General features: G+C 71.4%; 19 protein-coding genes. 11 read left to right on the top strand and 8 right to left on the bottom strand.

Going from position 1 to position 17637, the window contains the following annotated elements; genetic code table 11:
• Positions 1–60 precede the first annotated feature (60 nt).
• Together DNK56_RS04455 and DNK56_RS04450 are read right to left on the bottom strand one after the other, a co-directional pair.
• On the bottom strand, positions 61–1761 hold the full coding sequence (locus DNK56_RS04455) for an outer membrane protein assembly factor BamB family protein (RefSeq protein WP_342211072.1): 1701 nt from the start codon (positions 1759–1761) through the stop codon (positions 61–63).
• Between the two features lie 3 nt (positions 1762–1764).
• The gene (locus DNK56_RS04450) at positions 1765–3585 is read right to left on the bottom strand and encodes an ABC-F family ATP-binding cassette domain-containing protein (protein ID WP_111330630.1); all 1821 of its coding nucleotides are present in this window, start codon (positions 3583–3585) and stop codon (positions 1765–1767) included.
• Between the two features lie 124 nt (positions 3586–3709).
• Between DNK56_RS04450 and DNK56_RS04445 the strand changes: the two genes are divergently transcribed.
• On the top strand, positions 3710–4351 hold the full coding sequence (locus tag DNK56_RS04445) for a lipoprotein (protein WP_199563880.1): 642 nt from the start codon (positions 3710–3712) through the stop codon (positions 4349–4351).
• Positions 4352–4354: 3 nt separating this feature from the next.
• On the opposite strand, the gene DNK56_RS04440 is transcribed toward DNK56_RS04445, so the two are convergent.
• The 5 genes from DNK56_RS04440 to rsmI all read right to left on the bottom strand — a co-directional run bounded on the left by DNK56_RS04440 (position 4355) and on the right by rsmI (position 8594).
• Positions 4355–5248, bottom strand: a complete 894-nt coding sequence (locus DNK56_RS04440; RefSeq protein WP_111330628.1) for a 4-(cytidine 5'-diphospho)-2-C-methyl-D-erythritol kinase — start codon at positions 5246–5248, stop codon at positions 4355–4357.
• Positions 5245–6180 (bottom strand): 16S rRNA (adenine(1518)-N(6)/adenine(1519)-N(6))-dimethyltransferase RsmA, encoded by a 936-nt coding sequence (gene rsmA / locus DNK56_RS04435; protein ID WP_111330626.1) that lies wholly within the window; start codon positions 6178–6180, stop codon positions 5245–5247. Before rsmA ends, DNK56_RS04440 begins: the two co-directional genes overlap by 4 nt.
• A gap of 53 nt (positions 6181–6233) precedes the next feature.
• Positions 6234–7100, bottom strand: coding sequence for a TatD family hydrolase (locus DNK56_RS04430; RefSeq protein WP_111330624.1), 867 nt, complete (start codon positions 7098–7100; stop codon positions 6234–6236).
• A gap of 74 nt (positions 7101–7174) precedes the next feature.
• Positions 7175–7570, bottom strand: a complete 396-nt coding sequence (locus DNK56_RS04425) for a hypothetical protein (RefSeq protein WP_111330622.1) — start codon at positions 7568–7570, stop codon at positions 7175–7177.
• A 160-nt stretch (positions 7571–7730) separates the two neighbouring features.
• The gene (rsmI, locus tag DNK56_RS04420) at positions 7731–8594 is read right to left on the bottom strand and encodes a 16S rRNA (cytidine(1402)-2'-O)-methyltransferase (protein WP_111330620.1); all 864 of its coding nucleotides are present in this window, start codon (positions 8592–8594) and stop codon (positions 7731–7733) included.
• Positions 8595–8679: 85 nt separating this feature from the next.
• Here rsmI and DNK56_RS04415 point away from each other — a divergent pair, with 85 nt between their 5' ends.
• A complete protein-coding gene (locus tag DNK56_RS04415) occupies positions 8680–10458 on the top strand; it encodes a dolichyl-phosphate-mannose--protein mannosyltransferase (protein ID WP_111330618.1) in 1779 nt (592 codons plus the stop codon).
• 254 nt (positions 10459–10712) lie between these two features.
• The gene (locus DNK56_RS04410) at positions 10713–11489 is read left to right on the top strand and encodes an NUDIX domain-containing protein (RefSeq protein ID WP_111330617.1); all 777 of its coding nucleotides are present in this window, start codon (positions 10713–10715) and stop codon (positions 11487–11489) included.
• On the opposite strand, the gene DNK56_RS04405 is transcribed toward DNK56_RS04410, so the two are convergent.
• A complete protein-coding gene (locus DNK56_RS04405) occupies positions 11473–12606 on the bottom strand; it encodes a helix-turn-helix domain-containing protein (protein WP_199563881.1) in 1134 nt (377 codons plus the stop codon). The genes DNK56_RS04410 and DNK56_RS04405 overlap by 17 nt on opposite strands.
• A gap of 964 nt (positions 12607–13570) precedes the next feature.
• Between DNK56_RS04405 and DNK56_RS04395 the strand changes: the two genes are divergently transcribed.
• Genes DNK56_RS04395 through DNK56_RS04360 form a run of 8 tightly spaced genes read left to right on the top strand, consistent with a single transcriptional unit; the run spans position 13571 to position 17631 of the window.
• Positions 13571–13837, top strand: coding sequence for a DUF6284 family protein (locus DNK56_RS04395; protein ID WP_111330613.1), 267 nt, complete (start codon positions 13571–13573; stop codon positions 13835–13837).
• Complete coding sequence (locus DNK56_RS04390; RefSeq protein ID WP_111330611.1) at positions 13834–14124, top strand: DUF6303 family protein; 291 nt, start codon at positions 13834–13836, stop codon at positions 14122–14124. Before DNK56_RS04395 ends, DNK56_RS04390 begins: the two co-directional genes overlap by 4 nt.
• Complete coding sequence (locus tag DNK56_RS04385; protein WP_111330609.1) at positions 14121–15134, top strand: DUF2637 domain-containing protein; 1014 nt, start codon at positions 14121–14123, stop codon at positions 15132–15134. The genes DNK56_RS04390 and DNK56_RS04385 overlap by 4 nt, the downstream gene beginning before the upstream one ends.
• Positions 15131–15640: a hypothetical protein gene (locus DNK56_RS04380; RefSeq protein WP_199563882.1), complete on the top strand. Its 510-nt coding sequence runs from the start codon at positions 15131–15133 to the stop codon at positions 15638–15640. The genes DNK56_RS04385 and DNK56_RS04380 overlap by 4 nt, the downstream gene beginning before the upstream one ends.
• A 41-nt stretch (positions 15641–15681) precedes the next feature.
• A complete protein-coding gene (locus DNK56_RS04375) occupies positions 15682–16419 on the top strand; it encodes a DNA cytosine methyltransferase (protein WP_111330607.1) in 738 nt (245 codons plus the stop codon).
• Positions 16419–16745 carry an RRQRL motif-containing zinc-binding protein gene (locus DNK56_RS04370; RefSeq protein WP_111330605.1) on the top strand — a complete coding sequence of 109 codons (327 nt, stop codon included), beginning with the start codon at positions 16419–16421 and terminating at the stop codon, positions 16743–16745. Before DNK56_RS04375 ends, DNK56_RS04370 begins: the two co-directional genes overlap by 1 nt.
• A 24-nt stretch (positions 16746–16769) precedes the next feature.
• Positions 16770–17249 (top strand): pRL2-23, encoded by a 480-nt coding sequence (locus tag DNK56_RS04365; RefSeq protein WP_111330603.1) that lies wholly within the window; start codon positions 16770–16772, stop codon positions 17247–17249.
• Positions 17239–17631 carry a DUF3307 domain-containing protein gene (locus tag DNK56_RS04360; protein WP_111330601.1) on the top strand — a complete coding sequence of 131 codons (393 nt, stop codon included), beginning with the start codon at positions 17239–17241 and terminating at the stop codon, positions 17629–17631. Before DNK56_RS04365 ends, DNK56_RS04360 begins: the two co-directional genes overlap by 11 nt.
• Positions 17632–17637 lie beyond the last annotated feature (6 nt).

The raw sequence follows: 17637 nt of genomic DNA, 5'->3' as shown, positions 1-17637 counted from the left end.
GGTCCGCCCCTGTTCCCAAGGGCGGACCGGGTCGTGATACCGCCGTGATGCTCCGGACCGTCAGTTCCCGAAGGCGACCATGGAACGGGTCTCCTCCTCGTCCCCGTCGTCCACCCCGCTGATCCGGGTCTGCACGAGGAGGCTGCGCCCGTCGGCGTACACGACGCGCGGGTCGAAGAAGCCGCGCTCCATCTCGGCGCCGGACGCCGGGTGCCGCAGCACGAAGCGCGGGGTGCCGCCGGTGGCGGGCAGGGTGGCGATCCCGCCGCCCTTCTTCCGGCCCGGCTGCACGTACATCAGCAGCTTGCCGTCCTCGACGCGCAGCGGGGTGAGCGGCTGGTCGGGCGCCGAGGTGGCGGACCAGCGGAACTTGCCGGTGCTCAGGTCGAAGGCGGCGACCTTGTTCACGTAGTCGTGTTCCGGGTCGGTCTTGGTCTTCAGGTAGAACGTGTTCGCGTCGGCGGCGACGCCGAGGCAGTTGTCCAGGTTTCCGCTGAGTGAGCCGAGGTCGTCGTCGCACTTGGGCTCGTAGTCGCCCGGTCCGCCGGAGAGCCGGGAGCGGTAGCTGCCGTCCGCGTTGAGCACGATCACGGCCCACTTGTCCGGGCTCATCAGCGAGACGATCGGCGGGTCGGCCGAGTAGATCTGCTTGATCTCCCAGTCCTTGTCGGTCTTGAGCTTGTACGTCCACAGCGTCTTGCCGGTGGCCGGGTCGATGCGTTCGAGACGCTGGTTCTTGTACTGGTCGTCGGAGGTGTGGCAGCTGACGGCCGCGAGGGCGACCGGGCCGCTGGCCAGGCCGAACGGCTGGCACGTGCCGGTGCGTTCGCCGAACAGCCGCTTGCCGTCGCTGACCCGGAAGCCCTCGGTGCGGCTGGTGCGGCCCACGGTCACGGTGTCGCCGTTGATGGCCATCGCGAGGTCGGAGAGCCCGTCCCACAGGCCCTTGCGGACGAACGACTTGCGCCAGCCGAGCTTGCCGGTGCGCATGTCGACCATCTGGAGGGTGTCGCAGTCGGAGCCTTCGGTGGTGTCCTGCCGGAGCCCGAGGACGATCTTGCCGTCCTCGGTGGGCCGGGAGGGCGCCCCGCACATCCGGGTGGGCAGCCGCAGGCTCCAGAGTTCGGTGCCGTCCGCCATGGAGTAGCCGGAGACGGTGTAGAACATGGCCCGGACGACGGTGTCCCCGGCGAACCAGGGGCCGAACACGTCGTCGCCGTAGCGCGGCAGGTCCACGCCGCTGCGCTGGAGCCACCGGACCTTCGCCTCGCCGGACCCGGCGCCGGCGTTGATGGTCCGGGTCTCCTCCTCCGGGCTGATCACCGGCTCGCCCGTGGCCTTGCCCTTGCCCCCGTCCCCGGTCGGCGAGGGGGCCGCGGTGGGCTTCGCGGAGTGGCTGGGTCCCGCCACGGGCTTGTCGTCGTCCCCGTTCCCGGCGGTGGCGAACCATATTCCGCCGCCGGCCAGGAGCGCCACGGCCAGCACGGCGCCGACGATCTTCGCGGTCCGGCCCCGGAAGGGACCGCCGCGCGGTGGCCGGGGGGCGGGGGCGGCGTACTGCTGGGTGGGCAGCTGGTGCGAACCCGGCTGCGCGTACGGGCCGGGCTGCTGGTACGGGCCGGGCTGCGGCTGCGCGTAGCCCTGGGGCGGGAATCCGTAGCCGGGCTGCGCGGGCGGGTCGTACGGTGCCCCGAACTCGCCCTCGGGCGGCCGCTGTCCGGGCGGCCGGCTCATCGCCCCGTCCCCCTGTTCCGTTGTCACTTGTCAGGCGTCCTCGGCCAGTTCGAGCCAGCGCATCTCCAGCACATCGCGTTCCGCGACGAGTTCGCGCAGTTCGGCGTCCAGCTTCGCGACCTTCTCGAAGTCCGTGGCGTGCTCGGCGATCTGCGCGTGCAGGGTCGTCTCGCGGGTCGACATCTTCTCCAGCTGCCGCTCGACCTTCTGGAGCTCCTTCTTGGCGGCGCGGGCCGCCTGCGCGGAGACGGCGGGCGCCGGGGCGGCGGCCTGCGACGCGGCGGCCGGGGCCGCGGCGGCGGGCGTCGGCGTCTCGGCCTGGCGCTGCCTGCGCTCCAGGTACTCGTCGATGCCGCGCGGCAGCATGCGCAGCGACTTGTCGCCGAGGAGGGCCATGACCCGGTCCGTGGTGCGCTCGACGAAGAACCGGTCGTGGGAGATCACGATCATGGAGCCGGGCCAGCCGTCGAGCAGGTCCTCCAGCTGGGTCAGGGTCTCGATGTCGAGGTCGTTGGTCGGCTCGTCGAGGAAGAGGACGTTGGGCTCGTCCATCAGCAGCCGCAGGATCTGGAGCCGGCGCCGCTCACCGCCGGAGAGGTCGCCCACGGGCGTCCACTGCTTCTCCTTGGCGAAGCCGAACTGCTCGCAGAGCTGGCCGGCGGTCATCTCGCGGCCCTTGCCGAGGTCCACCCGGTCCCGCACCTGCTGGACGGCCTCCAGGACGCGCAGGTTCGGGTCGAGCTCGTGGACCTCCTGGGAGAGGTAGGCGAGCCGGACGGTCTTGCCGACGACGATCCGCCCGGCGGCCGGCTGCACCTCGCCCTCGCTGCGGGCGGCCTCGGCGAGCGCCCTCAGCAGCGACGTCTTGCCGGCGCCGTTGACGCCGACGAGGCCGATGCGGTCGCCGGGGCCGAGCTGCCAGGTGAGGTGGGTGAGCAGGGTCTTGGGGCCCGCCTGGACGGTCACGTCCTCCAGGTCGAACACGGTCTTGCCGAGCCGGGCGTTGGCGAACTTCATCAGCTCGCTGGTGTCGCGCGGCGGCGGCACGTCCGCGATCAGCTCGTTGGCGGCCTCGATGCGGTAGCGCGGCTTGGCGGTACGGGCGGGGGCGCCGCGCCGCAGCCAGGCCAGCTCCTTGCGCATCAGGTTCTGCCGCTTGGTCTCCTCGGTGGCGGCGATCCGCTCCCGTTCGGCGCGGGCGAACACGTAGTCGCTGTAGCCGCCCTCGTACTCGTGGACCGTGCCGCGCTGGACGTCCCACATGCGGGTGCAGACCTGGTCCAGGAACCAGCGGTCGTGGGTGACGCAGACCAGGGCGGAGCGGCGGGCGCGCAGATGGCCGGCGAGCCAGGAGATGCCCTCGACGTCGAGGTGGTTGGTGGGCTCGTCGAGGACGATCAGGTCCTGGTCGGCGATGAGCAGCTTGGCGAGGGCGATCCGGCGCCGCTCGCCGCCGGAGAGCGGCGCGATGACGGTGTCCAGGCCGTCGGCGAAGCCGGGCAGGTCGAGCCCGCCGAACAGGCCGGTGAGCACGTCGCGGATCTTGGCGCTGCCCGCCCACTCATGGTCGGCGAGGTCGCCGATGACCTCGTGCCGGATGGTGGCCCCGGGGTCCAGCGAGTCGTGCTGGGTGAGCACGCCCAGGCGCAGTCCGCCGCTGTGTGTGACGCGGCCGGTGTCCGCCTCCTCCAGCTTGGCGATCATCCGGATCAGGGTCGTCTTGCCGTCGCCGTTGCGGCCGACGACGCCGATCCGGTCCCCCTCCGAGACGCCGAGGGAGACTCCGTCGAGCAGGGCACGGGTGCCGTACACCTTGCTGACCTGCTCGACATTGATGAGGTTGACGGCCACGAACGCTCCAGCTACGAGGAAGATTCCGGCCTCCAGCGTAGTCGCCCGCCGTACGGACCTCCGTACGAGCGCCCGCCCCGCCCGGTGTAGGTTGCGCGCAACGATCAAGGGGTGGGGAGTCTCGATGACACTGCGTACCGTGCGTGGCCTGGTGCCCGTACTGCTGGCCGCGGCCGTGCTGACCGGTTGCTCGTCGGAGCCGGACAGCGGCGACGACGCGAAGGCGGGGAAGAAGGCGGGGAAGTCCGCGGCGCCCGCCGTGAAGGCGGCGGCCAAGGGCGGCACGGTCGGGGGCGCGGGCTCCGGCTGCGAGCTGCCGGTGACGTTCGACCTGGCGAAGGACTGGAAGCCGGAGGCGGTCGAGATGGATCCGGACTCGGAGTTCGCCGAGCTGGGGAAGCAGGGCCCGGTCACGATGGCCTGCGAGATCGACGCGAAGCCGGCGGGCCGGATCGGCTTCCTGCGCGTCTGGCAGGCGACGGGCTCCGACGCGTCGGCGCGCAAGGCGCTGGAGGGCTTCGTCGGGGCGGACAATCAGCCTTCGAAAATCACCTACAAGCAGGTCACCGCGGGTGGTCTGGCCGTCACCGAGGCGACGTACACGACCTACAGCGCGCTGCTGGAGGAGGACATGCGCGCCCACGCCTTCGCCGTCGCGACCCCGAAGGGGCCGGTCGTGGTGGGCCTGGACGCCATGGACGAGGTGGAGATCGAAAAGATGCTCCCCGCGTACGAACTGGCCAAGAAGTCCGTACGGGTGGGCTGACCGCTACACGACCGTCGCGCCCCGCGCCGGGGAGGACGCCGTCCGCGCCGTGCGGCAGGTGCCGGACGCGGTGAGGGCGGCGGCCACCCGGTCCGCCGCCGCCGCGTCCTCCGTGAGGAACGCGGTCGTCGGGCCGGAGCCGGAGACCAGGGCGGCCAGCGCGCCCGCCTCCGTGCCCGCGGCCAGCGTCGCGGCCAGGGAGGGGCGCAGGGAGAGCGCGGGGGCCTGGAGGTCGTTGCCCAGGGTGGCGGCCAGGGCCTTCGCGTCGCCCGTGCGCAGGGCGTCCAGGAGAGCGTCCGATGCGGCCGGTTCCGGGACGCGGGTGCCCTCCGTGAGCCGGTCGAACTCGCGGTAGACCGCGGGCGTGGAGAGCCCGCCGTCCGCCACCGCGAACACCCAGTGGAACGTGCCGCCCACCTCGACCGGGGTCAGCAGCTCGCCCCGGCCGGTGCCCAGCGCGGCGCCGCCGACCAGGCTGAACGGCACGTCGCTGCCCAGCTCCGCGCAGAGGGCGAGCAGGTCCTCGCGCGGGGTGCCGGTCCCCCACAGCGCGTCGCAGGCCAGCAGGGCGCCGGCCCCGTCCGCGCTGCCGCCCGCCATGCCGCCGGCGACCGGGATGTCCTTGTCGATGTGGATGTGCACGTCGGGCGCGATGCCGTGCCGGGCGGCGAGGGCGGACGCCGCCCGCGCGGCCAGGTTGGACGCGTCGAGCGGGACCTGTGCGGCGTCGGGCCCGGAGCAGGTGATCCGGAGGCTGTCGGCCGGGGTGACGGTGACCTCGTCGTACAGGCCGACCGCGAGGAAGACGTTGGCCAGGTCGTGGAAGCCGTCCGGGCGCGCGGCGCCGACCGCGAGCTGGACGTTGACCTTGGCGGGAACCCGTACGGTGACGCTCATCGGGCACTCCCGGTCTCGGTGCCGGTGTCGGTCCCGGTGTCGGTCCCGGTCTCGGTGTCGTTCCCGGTCGTCGTCGGCTTGTTCTCGGCGACCGCCGCGAACTCCTCGATGGTCAGGGACTCGCCGCGCGCCTGCGGCGAGACGCCGGCCGCGAGCAGGGCGGCCTCGGCGGCGGGCGCGGAGCCGGCCCAGCCCGCGAGTGCCGCGCGCAGGGTCTTGCGGCGCTGGGCGAACGCGGCGTCCACGACCGCGAAGACCTCTTCCTTGCTCGCCGTCGTCGCCACGGGTTCGCGGCGGCGGACCAGCGAGACGAGCCCGGAGTCGACGTTGGGCGCGGGCCAGAACACCTTGCGGCCGATGGACCCGGCGCGCTTGACGTCGGTGTACCAGTTGGCCTTCACGGAGGGCACGCCGTAGACCTTGTTGCCGGGGCGGGCGGCCAGCCGGTCGGCGACCTCGGCCTGCACCATGACGAGGGTCCGCTCGATGCTGGGGAAGCGGTCGAGCACGGTGAGCAGCACCGGCACGGCGACGTTGTACGGCAGGTTGGCGACCAGCGCGGTGGGCGCGGGCCCCGGCAGTTCCCGTACGAGCATGGCGTCGGAGTGCACCAGCGCGAAGCGGTCGGCGCGGGCGGGCATCCGGGCGGCGACGGTGGCGGGCAGGGCCGCCGCGAGTACGTCGTCGATCTCGACGGCCACGACGCGGTCCGCGACCTCGAGGAGCGCGAGGGTCAGCGAGCCGAGGCCCGGTCCGACCTCGACCACCACGTCGTCCGGCCGGACCTCCGCCGTCCGCACGATCCGGCGGACCGTGTTGGCGTCGATGACGAAGTTCTGCCCGCGCTGCTTGGTGGGGCGTACGCCGAGGGTCGCGGCCAGTTCGCGGACGTCTGCGGGGCCCAGGAGGGCGTCGGGCTCAGTGGTACTCACCTGTAAAGCGTAAGGCGCCCCGCCTCGGGCGCCCGCCACCCGTCGCCGTCCGCTCAGTAGTCGAACGCCCTCGCCGTGTTGTCCGCGATCGCCTCCGCCAGCGTGTCCTCGTCCAGGCCCCTGACCTCCGCCATCGCCCGCAGCGTCACCGGGATCAGGTACGGGGCGTTGGGGCGCCCCCGGTACGGGGCCGGGGTCAGGAACGGGGCGTCCGTCTCGACGAGGACCAGTTCCAGCGGGGCGACCGCCAGCGCGTCGCGCAGCGGCTGGGCGTTCTTGAAGGTCATGTTGCCGGCGAACGACATGAAGTAGCCGGCGTCCGCGCAGATCCGGGCCATCTCCGCGTCGCCCGAGTAGCAGTGGAAGACGGTCCGCTCCGGCGCCCCCGCGTCCGCGAGGATGCGCAGGACGTCCGCGTGGGCCTCGCGGTCGTGGATGACGAGGGCCTTGCCGTGGCGCTTGGCGATCTCGATGTGGGCCCGGAAGGACTCCTCCTGGGCGGCCATGCCCTCGGGGCCGGTCCGGAAGTGGTCGAGGCCGGTCTCGCCGACGCCGCGTACGTGGGGCAGGGCGGCGAGCGCGTCGATCTCGGCGAGGGCGTCGTGCAGCGCGGCGCTGCCGCCCGCCTCACGGGCCCCCTGCCTCGACCAGCCATCCGGATCGCCGTGGACGATGCGCGGCGCCTCGTTGGGGTGGAGGGCGACGGCGGCGTGCACGTTCGCGTGGGCGGCGGCGGTCTCGGCGGCCCAGCGTGAGCCCTTCACGTCGCAGCCCACCTGGACCACGGTCGTCACGTTCACCGCGGCGGCCCTGGCCAGGCCCTCCTCGACGGTGCCGTCCTGCATGTCCAGGTGGGTGTGCGAATCGGCGACCGGGACCCGGAGGGGTTCCGGCAGCGGCGGTGCTTCGGTGCGGCTCATGGGCACGATCGTACGAGGATCGCGCCGCGGGGCTCTCCGCTAAGCGGTCTGAACGGTCCGAGCGGTCTGAGCGGTCACCTGCGGAAGGGGTGCAGGAGGTCGGACAGGTGCCAGTGGTGGCCGGTGGACGGGGCGGCGGTGGCCGCGGTGGCCGGCCGGGGTTCCTCGGGCGGCTCCTGGGGGATCAGCGGTCCGGCGGAGGGCTGGGTGCGCGCGTCGTGCAGGAGCCGCTGGACGGTCGAGACCCGGCCGGCCCTCATGATCCGTACGACGTGCCCGCCGCAGTTGGCGCAGGTGGGGGTGGAAAGGGGGGACGGCACCTGTTCGCCGTCCGCCTTGTAGACCACGTAGGCGTGGTTGGAGGCGTCGACGTGGTGTTCTATCTCGTAGGCCTGCTCCCAGCCGTGCCCGCACCTCATGCAGGCGAAGGCGTAGGCCTCGTGCGCGGTGGTGATGGTGGTGTCGCTCATGCCTGCTCCTCTTGTCCGTCGGACAAGCACTCCGGGGAATGCGCCCTGGATTCCAGTGGACGCCTTCACCGGCGGGAGCGCACCGGGCCGGGTCGAGTATTGGAGCGGTTTTGGCCTGCTCGTGGTCAAAGAGCCCGGTTCGCGGCTCTCGCTTTGCTTTTCACGATAGTCCTTTACCGTCCGCATGGCCGGTCCTGGCCGCATTCTTTGCCGCGACGACCGCGTCAAACACCTCGCGTTTGGGCAGGCCCGCCTCGGCGGCCACGGCGGCGATCGCCTCCTTGCGCCTCTCCCCCGCCTCCTCGCGCACCCGCACCCTGCGCACCAGCTCCCCGGCATCCAGTTCCTCGGCGCCCACGGGCGCGCCCTCGACGACGACGGTGATCTCGCCGCGCACCTGCTCGGCGGCCGACCACGCGGCGAGGTCGCCCAGCGGGCCGCGCTTGACCTCCTCGTACGTCTTGGTCAGTTCCCGGCACACGGCGCCCCGCCGTTCCGCGCCGAACACCTCGGCCATCGCGGCAAGGGTGTCGTCCAGCCGGTGCGGGGCCTCGAAGAAGACCATCGTGCGAGGCTCGCGGGCGACCTCGCGGAGCTTGGAGAGGCGTTCGCCGCCCTTGCGCGGCAGGAACCCCTCGAAGCAGAACCGGTCCACCGGCAGCGCGGACAGGGCGAGCGCGGTGAGCACGGCGGACGGGCCGGGCACGGCGGTGACCCGGATGTCCTGCTCCACGGCGGCGGCGACCAGCCGGTAGCCGGGGTCGGAGACGGACGGCATGCCCGCGTCCGTGACCAGCAGCACCCGGGCGCCGCCGGCCAGCGCCTCCACGAGTTCCGGCGTGCGCGCGGACTCGTTCCCCTCGAAGTAGGAGACGACGCGCCCCGTGGTGTGGACGCCGAGCCCCTGCGTCAGCCGGCGCAGCCGGCGGGTGTCCTCGGCGGCGATGACGTCGGCCGCCTCCAGCTCGGCGGCGAGCCGGGGCGGGGCGTCCGCCAGGTCGCCGATGGGGGTCCCTGCGAGCACGAGCGTTCCAGTCGATCCAGTCACCGTCCCATCCTCCCAGTACCGGCCGCGCCCCTCCCACAGACGTGTTCCCTACGATGGCGCCGTGACGAGTACCGCACCCGACGCCCGGCAGGGCGAAGACGCCGGGGAACAGCACGGCACGGAGCCGACCTCCTGGGAGCGGCGGCTGCGCCGCTTCGGCCATTCCCCGCGCCCCGGAATCGGGCTGCGCGAGCGGCTGGTTCCGCCGTACAACCGGCCCGGAAAGCAGCTGTGGGCGGTGCTCGGCGTGCCGCCGGGGCTCGCCGAACGGCTGGTCCGCTGGTCGGCCTGGGGCGGGCCGCTGCTGGTGGCCGCGGTCGCCGGTGTGCTGCGGTTCTGGAAGCTGGGCAGCCCGCATGCGGTGATATTCGACGAGACGTACTACGCGAAGGACTCCTGGGCGCTGGTCAACCAGGGGTACGAGGGCGCGTGGCCCAAGGACGTCGACCGGCTGATCCTGAACGACCCCTCGCAGGTCCCGGTGCCGACCGATCCCGGCTATGTGGTGCACCCGCCGGTCGGTAAGTGGATCATCGGCCTGGGCGAGCAGATGTTCGGGTTCACGCCATTCGGCTGGCGGTTCATGGTGGCGCTGCTCGGCACGGTGTCGGTGCTGATGCTGTGCCGGATCGGCCGCCGGCTGTTCCGTTCGACGTTCCTGGGCTGTCTGGCGGGCACGCTGCTCGCGGTGGACGGGCTGCACTTCGTGATGAGCCGCACCGCGCTGCTCGACCTGGTGCTGATGTTCTTCGTGCTGGCCGCGTTCGGCTGCCTGCTGGCCGACCGCGACTGGGCGAGGCGGCGGCTGGCGGCGGCGCTGCCGGTGGACGAGGAGGGCGTGCTGCGCCCGGAGGCGCGGGTCGCGGAGAACCTGCGGCTGGGGTGGCGGCCGTGGCGCATCGCGGCGGGCGTCTCGCTGGGTCTGGCCTTCGGCACGAAGTGGAACGGCCTGTACATCATGGTCGCGTTCGGGCTGATGACGGTGTTGTGGGACGTGGGCGCGCGCCGCACCGCGGGGGCCGTGCGGCCGTATCTCGCGGTGCTGCGGCGCGATGTGCTGCCGGCGTTCGTGTCGGTGGTGCCGGTCGCGATCGCCACGTACCTGGCGTCCTGGACGGGCTGGATCGTCCGCGACTCGCCGGGCCACCGCGGCTACTACCGGGACTGGGCGGCGACGGACGGCACCGGCGGCAGCTGGACCTGGCTGCCGGACTGGCTGCGCAGCCTGTGGCACTACGAGTACCAGGTGTACGAGTTCCATGTGAACCTGACGTCCGGGCACACGTACCAGTCCAATCCGTGGAGCTGGATCATCCTGGGCCGGCCGGTCTCCTACTTCTACGAGGAGCAGAACGGCTGCCCGACGTCCTCGACCGGCAAGTGCGCCCGCGAGGTGCTGGCGATCGGGACGCCGCTGCTGTGGTGGGCGGCCTGCTTCGCGCTGGCGTACGTGCTGTGGCGCTGGTTCTTCCGCCGGGACTGGCGGGCGGGCGCGATCGCCTGCGGGGTGGCCGCGGGCTGGCTGCCGTGGTTCCTGTACCAGGAGCGCACGATCTTCCTGTTCTACGCGGTCGTCTTCGTGCCGTTCCTGTGCCTGGCGGTGGCGATGATGGCCGGGGCGATGCTGGGACCGGCCGCGGAGACGGGGACGCGGTACGAACTCGGCCTGGTGAAGCCCGATCCCACGGGCGAACGGCGGCGGACGCTGGGGGCGGTCGCGGTCGGGGTGCTGGTGCTGCTGATCATCTGGAACTTCATCTACTTCTGGCCGCTGTACACGGGCACGTCCATCCCGGAGGACTCCTGGCGCGACCGGATGTGGCTGGGCACCTGGATCTAGCGCGGAAAACGGCGGGCCCGGCACCACTCGGTGTCGGGCCCGCCGTGGTCGTCAGTGGTGGCTGTTGGTCGTTGTGGGCCGTGCTTTGACGGCCCACAGGCGGCCCCGGATTCCACGCGCGACAGGAAGAGACCGGCCGCACGTCACGTGCCGAAAACCCACGGAAGTGAGAGACGCGCATGACTGAGCCATCGGTACAGCTCCCCCGTTACGCTGGCGAACATCAGCCAACGATCCGGGGGTGTGCGCCAAGGATGGGACCCAAGACGCAGAGGGTCTACGAGACGATCCGATCCTGGATCGAGTCGGGCAGGTACGCGCCCGGCGACAAGCTGCCTTCAGAACGCGTACTGAGTTCCGAACTGGGCATTGGCCGCACGGCCCTAAGGCAGGTGCTGGCCCGGCTCGCGAACGAACGGTTCATCAAGGCGCACGACCGAAGCGCCTACCGCGTATCCGGAGGCGCCGGGGTGCCGACCCCGAGCGACGTGCCGGCGTGGGAGATCCATGGCAGTCGCCGCATCTACGAGAACCAGTGGGTCAGCCTCGATCTGGTCGACGTCGAACCCCCCGGTGTCGAGCGCTTCGAACACCACGTAGTCCGGCTTCACCACGTCGCGATCACCGCTGTCGTCGATGACCAGAACCGTGTGCTCATGCTCTGGCGGTACCGCTTCGTACCGCAGCAGTGGGGCTGGGAGCTCCCCGGCGGCATCGTGGACGCCGGCGAGGACCCGGCCACCACGGCCGCACGCGAAACGGAGGAAGAGACGGGTTGGCGCCCGGCCAAGGTTGAGCACGTGGTCACCTACCAACCGATGATCGGCATGGTCGATTCGCCGCACGAGATTTTCGTGGCGAGGGGAGCCACTCACGTCGGAGAACCTACGGACGCCGAGGAAGCCGGCCACGTCGCCTGGGTGCCGTTGGGCGACATCCCCGGCCTGATGAGCGAGGGCAAGCTGATGGGCTCCGGAACGATCGTTGCCCTTCTTCACCTCCTCTCCTCACGACCTACAGCCGCCCAGTAAGCAACTCCACGCGCTGGCGATACCGCACGGACCCCGTGCGGTTCGCTGCCAGCCTTGCCCGCTGAAGGTGGCTACGCGCCTGGTCCAGTTCGCCGCGCGCAAGGTGGGCCTGCGTGAGGTCGCAGTGCACGCCGGCGCTTGCGCGTACGAACGATGAGTCTGCGCTGTTCAGTGAGCTGTACAGCTCATCCATAGCTTGTTCGTCACCGAGCTTGGCCAGCACATTTCCGCGCCAGCGCGTGAGGTGGCCAGCGTTGAGAAAGATGCTCAGCATGTCCGGGTCGCGTACCTCGCCATCGCCCGGCAACAGGGCTTCCGCCCGCTCCAACGCCGCACGCGCCTCCGACGCCATGTCTACGCCAGCGGCGGCGCACAGCTCCGCCTCAGCAGCCGCGAGCCACGCGCGAAGTCGCGGCGACTGACGCTCGGCTTGTGTCCTCTGCGCGTCGCGTACCAACTCAATCGCAAGCAACGGGCGGCCCGCGTCCGCCAGAACGTAAGCCTGCTCCCCCATGGCGTGAGCCAGGTACAACGGGGACTCAGCGTCCTGTGCCGCCTTCTTCGCCAGCTCGTACCGCCGCCACGCCCGCTCCACAGCACCGGCATCCAAAGCCTGCCAGGCAGCGAGGGTGGAAGCTCCGGCGAGCGCAGCGGCGATAGGTCGTCTGGCGCTCGGAAGGACAGCGAAGGTCAACGCATCTTCCATCGCTGCCAGATGCCCGTTCATCTGGTCGACCAGCCCGGCCGCCCCCATCTGCCTGTCCATCGTGCGTAACAGCTCGGTCTGATCGAGGAACGACCCGACCATGGACTCGCTGAGGTTGCTCGATGAGTCGATCAGGCTCAGTAGTTCCTCGTAACCGTCAGCCGCCGGCCGAACCTCGCCGCTCCCGCCCCGGAGTTCAGCGTCCGTGACTCCCAGCAGCGGCCGGAGGAGTCCCGCGTACCGGTCCGTGATGGCACGGCGTCCGTTCTCCCACTCCGAGATGTAGACCTTGAGACTCGCTGGCGAGGCGATGTCGAGGAGCCTCTGCTCCGCGTACCGACGCATCTCGTGGATGAGTTTCTCCTGCGACCATCCCCGCGCCTTCCTAGCCGCCCTTAACCCTGTCGCCATGCCGCCTCCCTTAAAGCCGCAGGTGAGAGCTGGTTAACCCCACTGAGATTAACCCTTGTTGGCTACCGGGACACCCCGCTTGGGCCGTTCTCTGGAGATGCACGCCGACACCGAATGCACCGAAGGGCTTGCATCTGGTGCGCACCAGATGCTTATCTACTGGTGCGCACCAGATGGGCCCTGGAGGGAACGTCGGTGACACAGAAGGGCCCTCTTTGGGCTGCTTCGCCCTGCACAAACAGAGCGCCCGGAGGGTCCCGGCAACGGGAGTGAGCCCGAAGGAAGCCGTGGTCCTTGAGAACTGAACAGCGTGATGAATGACAGGCATCTGCGACAAGCCGCAGGCCCTGCCGCACGAGGTAGCAAGCACCTTCATCCCGGTCCTCTCAGGACTGGTGACACCCGTCCGTGCGGTGAGACAAGGGCAAAGATCGCGAACCATCCCGTACGCCATGTGCGCGCCGTTGGAGGCCGACGTGAAGCGACGAAGAATCTGGGCGCCGTGCCTGCTGGACCGGCAGGCCGGCCGCGCCCACCGCGTCATCTGACCGCCGCAGCCGTTGAGCTGGGGCCGGTTGCCTCCTCCGTCCGTCCGGCCCGCCGCGTGCGGTGCTGTACGGGCGGGGTCGAGGGGAACCGGAGAGTCCGGAACCGCAGCGGCACCCCGGGGGCAACCGGGATGCCGCGATACAGGCACCTGTATGGGAGGCACCTGTGATCAGCAGTCTGACAGAGAAGGAACGCGAGGAGCTGTCGAAGAAGGTCAGCGAGGCCAACCGACGTTCCTCCGGCGGCACCGGCCGCTGAACCACCCCCGCCCCGGACCCGGCGTGATGCCGCCGGATCGAATCCGGCCCGGGGCACCGCCACCCCCTCGGGTGGCCTTCCACCCAACGGCCAGCGCCCCGGAGCGGCTACTCCGGGGCGCTGTTTGGGCCGTCCCATCGCTAGGAGACAACGACCCATGATCCCCATCGTTGCACTTCAGGACCGTGTTACGGCCGCGTCGCTCGACTTCGAGCCGCCGGCCGCCGAGCTGGACGCGATCGAGCACGAGATGCCGCTCATCCGGGCGGAGGTCGAGCTGTTGGACGCGCAGATCACGACCCTCGACCGCCCGGCCAGTGAGCTGGACGAGCGGCGTATCCGCCGGGCCCGGAACCGGGTCATGGCCGCCCGCCGTGACCTGAGCAATCGCACCTTCACGGTGCAGCCGGGCGGTGCGGCATGACGACGGCTGACACCTTCACCGCCCAGATGTCCATCGCGCAGGACACCGGCCGGTGGCGCCTGTACGTGGTGGTCTACGGCGAGCTGGTCTCCGAGTGGCCCGAGTACGTCTTCGACGGCGCTGCGGTGCCGAGTGTTCAGGACCGTTCACGGGCCCTGACCGTTCTCGGCTACACGTTCACCGGTAACCCGGTCTGGTACTGGATCGAGGACCACGTCCCCGGCGATGACCCGGCTGGACCGGTCCGGCTGATCGCGTCCGTGCGGGTGCGGGAGGTGGCGTCGTGAACGATGTTCAGATCCGTTCAGCGGAGAAGGCGCTGTCGGTGGGGACGTGGCTGATCGTGGGCGGCGCGATGCTGTTCTCGATCCTCACGGTCACCCCGCTGATGAAGCAGCACACCCCCGAGGGCTGGGGCTGGACCGCCCCCATCCTGCCCCTCGTTGTGGACGCGGCGGTCGTCATCGTCGTCCGGCTCGATTCCGTGCTGGCCCGGCTGGGCGGGCACGGCGGGCGGTGGCCCATCGCGCTGCGGTGGATGACCGGAGCGATGACCCTCGCCCTGAACATCGCGGACTCCGCGTTGAAGAAGGAGCTGGTCGGTGTGGCCGTGCACGCGGTCGCGCCCCTGCTGCTGATCGTCACGGCGGAGACCGGTCTCGCCTACCGGCAGGCCATCACCGCCGCCCAGCAGGCCCGCGAAGCCCAGCTCAAGGCCGAACGCGCCGAGCGCGAACGGGTCGCCGCCGAGCGCCGCGAGGCGCAGGAGCGGCGGGCCCGTGAGGAGCGCGAGCATGCCGCCCAGTTGGCGCGTGAGCAGCGTGAGCACGAGGCCATGCTGGCCCGTGAACAGACCGCCCGTGAGGAAGCGGTGCGGCGTGAGGAGCGTGAGCGGGCCGAGGCCAGGGAGCGTGCTGAGCGCGAGGCTCGTGAACGCCGTGAACGCGAGCGTGAACAGCAGCAGGCCGAGCGTGAACGCCTCGAACGCGAAGCCGTCCAGCGCCGCGAGCGCGAGCGGCTGGAGCGCGAGCAGACCGAGCGCCGGCAACGTGATGAGCGTGCTGAGCGGGAGGCCCGTGAACGCGAGGCGCTGCTGTCCGGCGGCCCGGTGAACACCAAGCTCCCCGAGGACCGCGCCCGCCAGATCGTCACCGCCGCCCACGCATCCGGCCTGCCCGTGCGCAACGCGGCGGAGCTGTGCGGGTGGTCGGTGGGGTGGGTGTCCACCCGTTACCAGGAACTGCGCGACACCCCCGGCCCCACTGCGCCCGCTGCTCTCGAAGGAGTCTCCGCGTGATCGCGCTGATCCGCACCCGCACCCTTAACGCCCTGCGTACCGACCTCGCCAAGGCCGAAGCGGCCACCAGGGCCGCCCGCGTCAAGGGTGAGCAGCACGAGCTGGAACGGGACCTCGCCGCCACCGCCGCGGCGCGCGCCGAGACGACGGTGGAGTCCCTGCGGGACGCGCTGGCCCGTGCGAGCGAGGACGTGGCCCGGCTCCAGGGGGAGCTGGAGGCGTTGCGGGCTCAGTCGCTGCTGGACACCGAGGACCGGCAGGTCCTGCGGATGCTGCTGCGGACCGCGCGCAAGCAGTCCAGCCGGACCGACCGCGTCTACGTCCTCTACCGCTTCGGGGACCTGCACAGCGTGCACGTCACCCGAGACGCAGCGGAGATCGCCGCCGAGGCCGAGGGCGCCCCCCGGGACGGATGGACCGCGTCCACCACCTGCTGCCCGTCCAACTCGCCGGCCGCCGAGATCCCCTGGCGCATCCGGCCGGTCCCCCTCGGCGGCACCCGGTGAACACCCTGCCCGCCCAACGCAGGCGAAGCGCCCCTGGTGTGATGCGCCGGCCGCGCGTGCTGGATCTGTTCTGCTGCGCGGGCGGGGCGTCGATGGGCTACTACCTCGCCGGATTCGACGTGACCGGCGTCGACATCGTCCCCCGCCCCGCCTACCCGTTCACGTTCGTCCAGGCCGACGCGCTGGATGCGGCGCGGGAGTGGTGCCAGGAATTCGACCTGGTCCACTACTCCCCGCCCTGCCAGGCGTCCTGCGCGCTGACCAAGGGAACCAACCGCGGCCGCCGCAACCACATCGATCTCATCCCGCAGGTGAGGGAGGTGTGCGAGTGGTACGGCGTCCCCTACGTCATCGAGAACGTCCAGGGCGCCCGGCTGCGCAAGGACCTGCTGTTGTGCGGGGAGATGTTCGGGCTGTCGGTGATCCGTCACCGCTACTTCGAACTCGGACCCTACTGGTCACCCCCGGCGGCCGTGCACAAGCCGCACCGGGGCCCGGTCCGAGGCTGGCGCCACGGCATGTGGCGCGACGGCCCGTACATCGCCGCCTACGGCAAAGGCGGCGGCAAGGGCACCGTCACCGAGATGCAGCACGCCATGGGCATCACCTGGACCAGCACCCACGAAGAACTCACCGAAGCCATCCCACCCGCCTACACCCGCTACATCGGCCGCGACTTCATCGCGGACGACTGGGCCGCGGCCACCATGCCCTGCGCCGAGACGCGGCTGCTCCATCTCGCCCGCCCGGCCCCGCACGACCTGGTGGTGGCCGCCTGATGGCCACCCTCCCCGAATACCGGTGGCACCTGGCCCCCGAGGGCCTGGCCACCCGCCGCCAGCTCCGCGCCATGGGACTGCGGCCCGGCGGTCAGGACGTCGCCGCCGTCCTTCACCGGCCCCGGCGACGACGCGAACCCCTCGTCGCGTACCTCTACCGCGTCGACCTCGCCCGCCCCGTACGGCCGATGACCCCGGCCCGTACCGCAGCGCTGGCCAAGGCCATGCGGGCCCGCCGCCTGTGCCCGGCCTGCCGGCGGGACGCCGGGTACTGCATCCCGCGCTCCCTCGGCACGTGCGTGACCTGCGCCAATTCCCTTTGCTGACCCACCCACCTTCTGGAGGCATCGGTGGAACAGTCCCTCATCGCCGTGTTCGGAACCCTCGCCGGAACCCTGGTCGCCGGGTTCGTTCAGGCCCGGATCGCCCACACCGCCCGCAACGCCGCTCGCGGTGACGACCGGCGCCGTGACTGCGTCAACGCCGTCATCGACCTCGCGGTCGCCCTCTCCGATCACCGCCGGGCCATGTGGAAGCTGGGCGAGGCCCGCCTGACCGGCGCCGACGACGAACGCGTCCAGGCACTGCGCGACCAAGCGCACCACACCCGCGGAGCAGTCACCGCCCCGGCTGCCCGCGTCCAGCTCCTCGCCCCCACCGCCCAGGAAGCCGCCCGCCTCGCGGTGCGGGCCACCTACGCGATGCGCAACCCGAACAACGCACCCGAGCTGGAAGCCCTCCGGCTTCGCGCGCTGGAAGCCCATGACGCCCTGATCGCCACTGCGGGGCGCCACTTCTCCGTGCCCGAGGGGGCGTGCCGTGTTCGCTGACCTCGCGTTCCTGCTCTACCTCGGCCATCTGATCTCCGACTACCCGCTCCAGAGCGACCACCAGGCCGTGCACAAGGCCGCACCCGGCCTGGTCGGTTGGCGGGCGAACGTTGCCCACACCGCGACGCATGTCGTCGTCTGCGGGCTGCTGCTCGCCCTGGGCGCGGCCGTGCTCGGCTGGCGGCTCCCGCTCCTGTCCGCCACCGCCGCTCTGCTGTGGATCGGGGGCACGCACGCGGTGATCGACCGGCGATGGCCGGTCGCGGCCTGGATGCGCCTGGCCCGCCAGAAGGACTGGGCAGCTGCCGGCGGTGCCGCGCACGTCGATCAGACCGCCCATATCGCCGCGCTCGTCGTCGCGGCTCTCTGTCTCTCCGCCTGAAAAGGA

Source organism: Streptomyces sp. AC1-42W (genome assembly GCF_003248355.1).
GTDB lineage: Bacteria > Actinomycetota > Actinomycetes > Streptomycetales > Streptomycetaceae > Streptomyces.
This window is presented reverse-complemented; position numbering and strand designations above follow the sequence as displayed.

Excerpts from the sequence above, each read along its gene's own strand:
- DNK56_RS04410 (WP_111330617.1), top strand. The coding sequence starts at position 10,713 with ATGGGACCCAAGACGCAGAGGGTCTACGAGACGATCCGATCCTGGATC.
- DNK56_RS04390 (WP_111330611.1), top strand. The coding sequence starts at position 13,834 with ATGACGACGGCTGACACCTTCACCGCCCAGATGTCCATCGCGCAGGAC.
- DNK56_RS04370 (WP_111330605.1), top strand. The coding sequence starts at position 16,419 with ATGGCCACCCTCCCCGAATACCGGTGGCACCTGGCCCCCGAGGGCCTG.
- DNK56_RS04430 (WP_111330624.1), bottom strand. The coding sequence starts at position 7,100 with ATGAGCCGCACCGAAGCACCGCCGCTGCCGGAACCCCTCCGGGTCCCG.
- DNK56_RS04375 (WP_111330607.1), top strand. The coding sequence starts at position 15,682 with ATGCGCCGGCCGCGCGTGCTGGATCTGTTCTGCTGCGCGGGCGGGGCG.
- DNK56_RS04395 (WP_111330613.1), top strand. The coding sequence starts at position 13,571 with ATGATCCCCATCGTTGCACTTCAGGACCGTGTTACGGCCGCGTCGCTC.
- DNK56_RS04405 (WP_199563881.1), bottom strand. The coding sequence starts at position 12,606 with ATGGCGACAGGGTTAAGGGCGGCTAGGAAGGCGCGGGGATGGTCGCAG.
- DNK56_RS04440 (WP_111330628.1), bottom strand. The coding sequence starts at position 5,248 with ATGAGCGTCACCGTACGGGTTCCCGCCAAGGTCAACGTCCAGCTCGCG.
- DNK56_RS04425 (WP_111330622.1), bottom strand. The coding sequence starts at position 7,570 with ATGAGCGACACCACCATCACCACCGCGCACGAGGCCTACGCCTTCGCC.
- DNK56_RS04445 (WP_199563880.1), top strand. The coding sequence starts at position 3,710 with ATGACACTGCGTACCGTGCGTGGCCTGGTGCCCGTACTGCTGGCCGCG.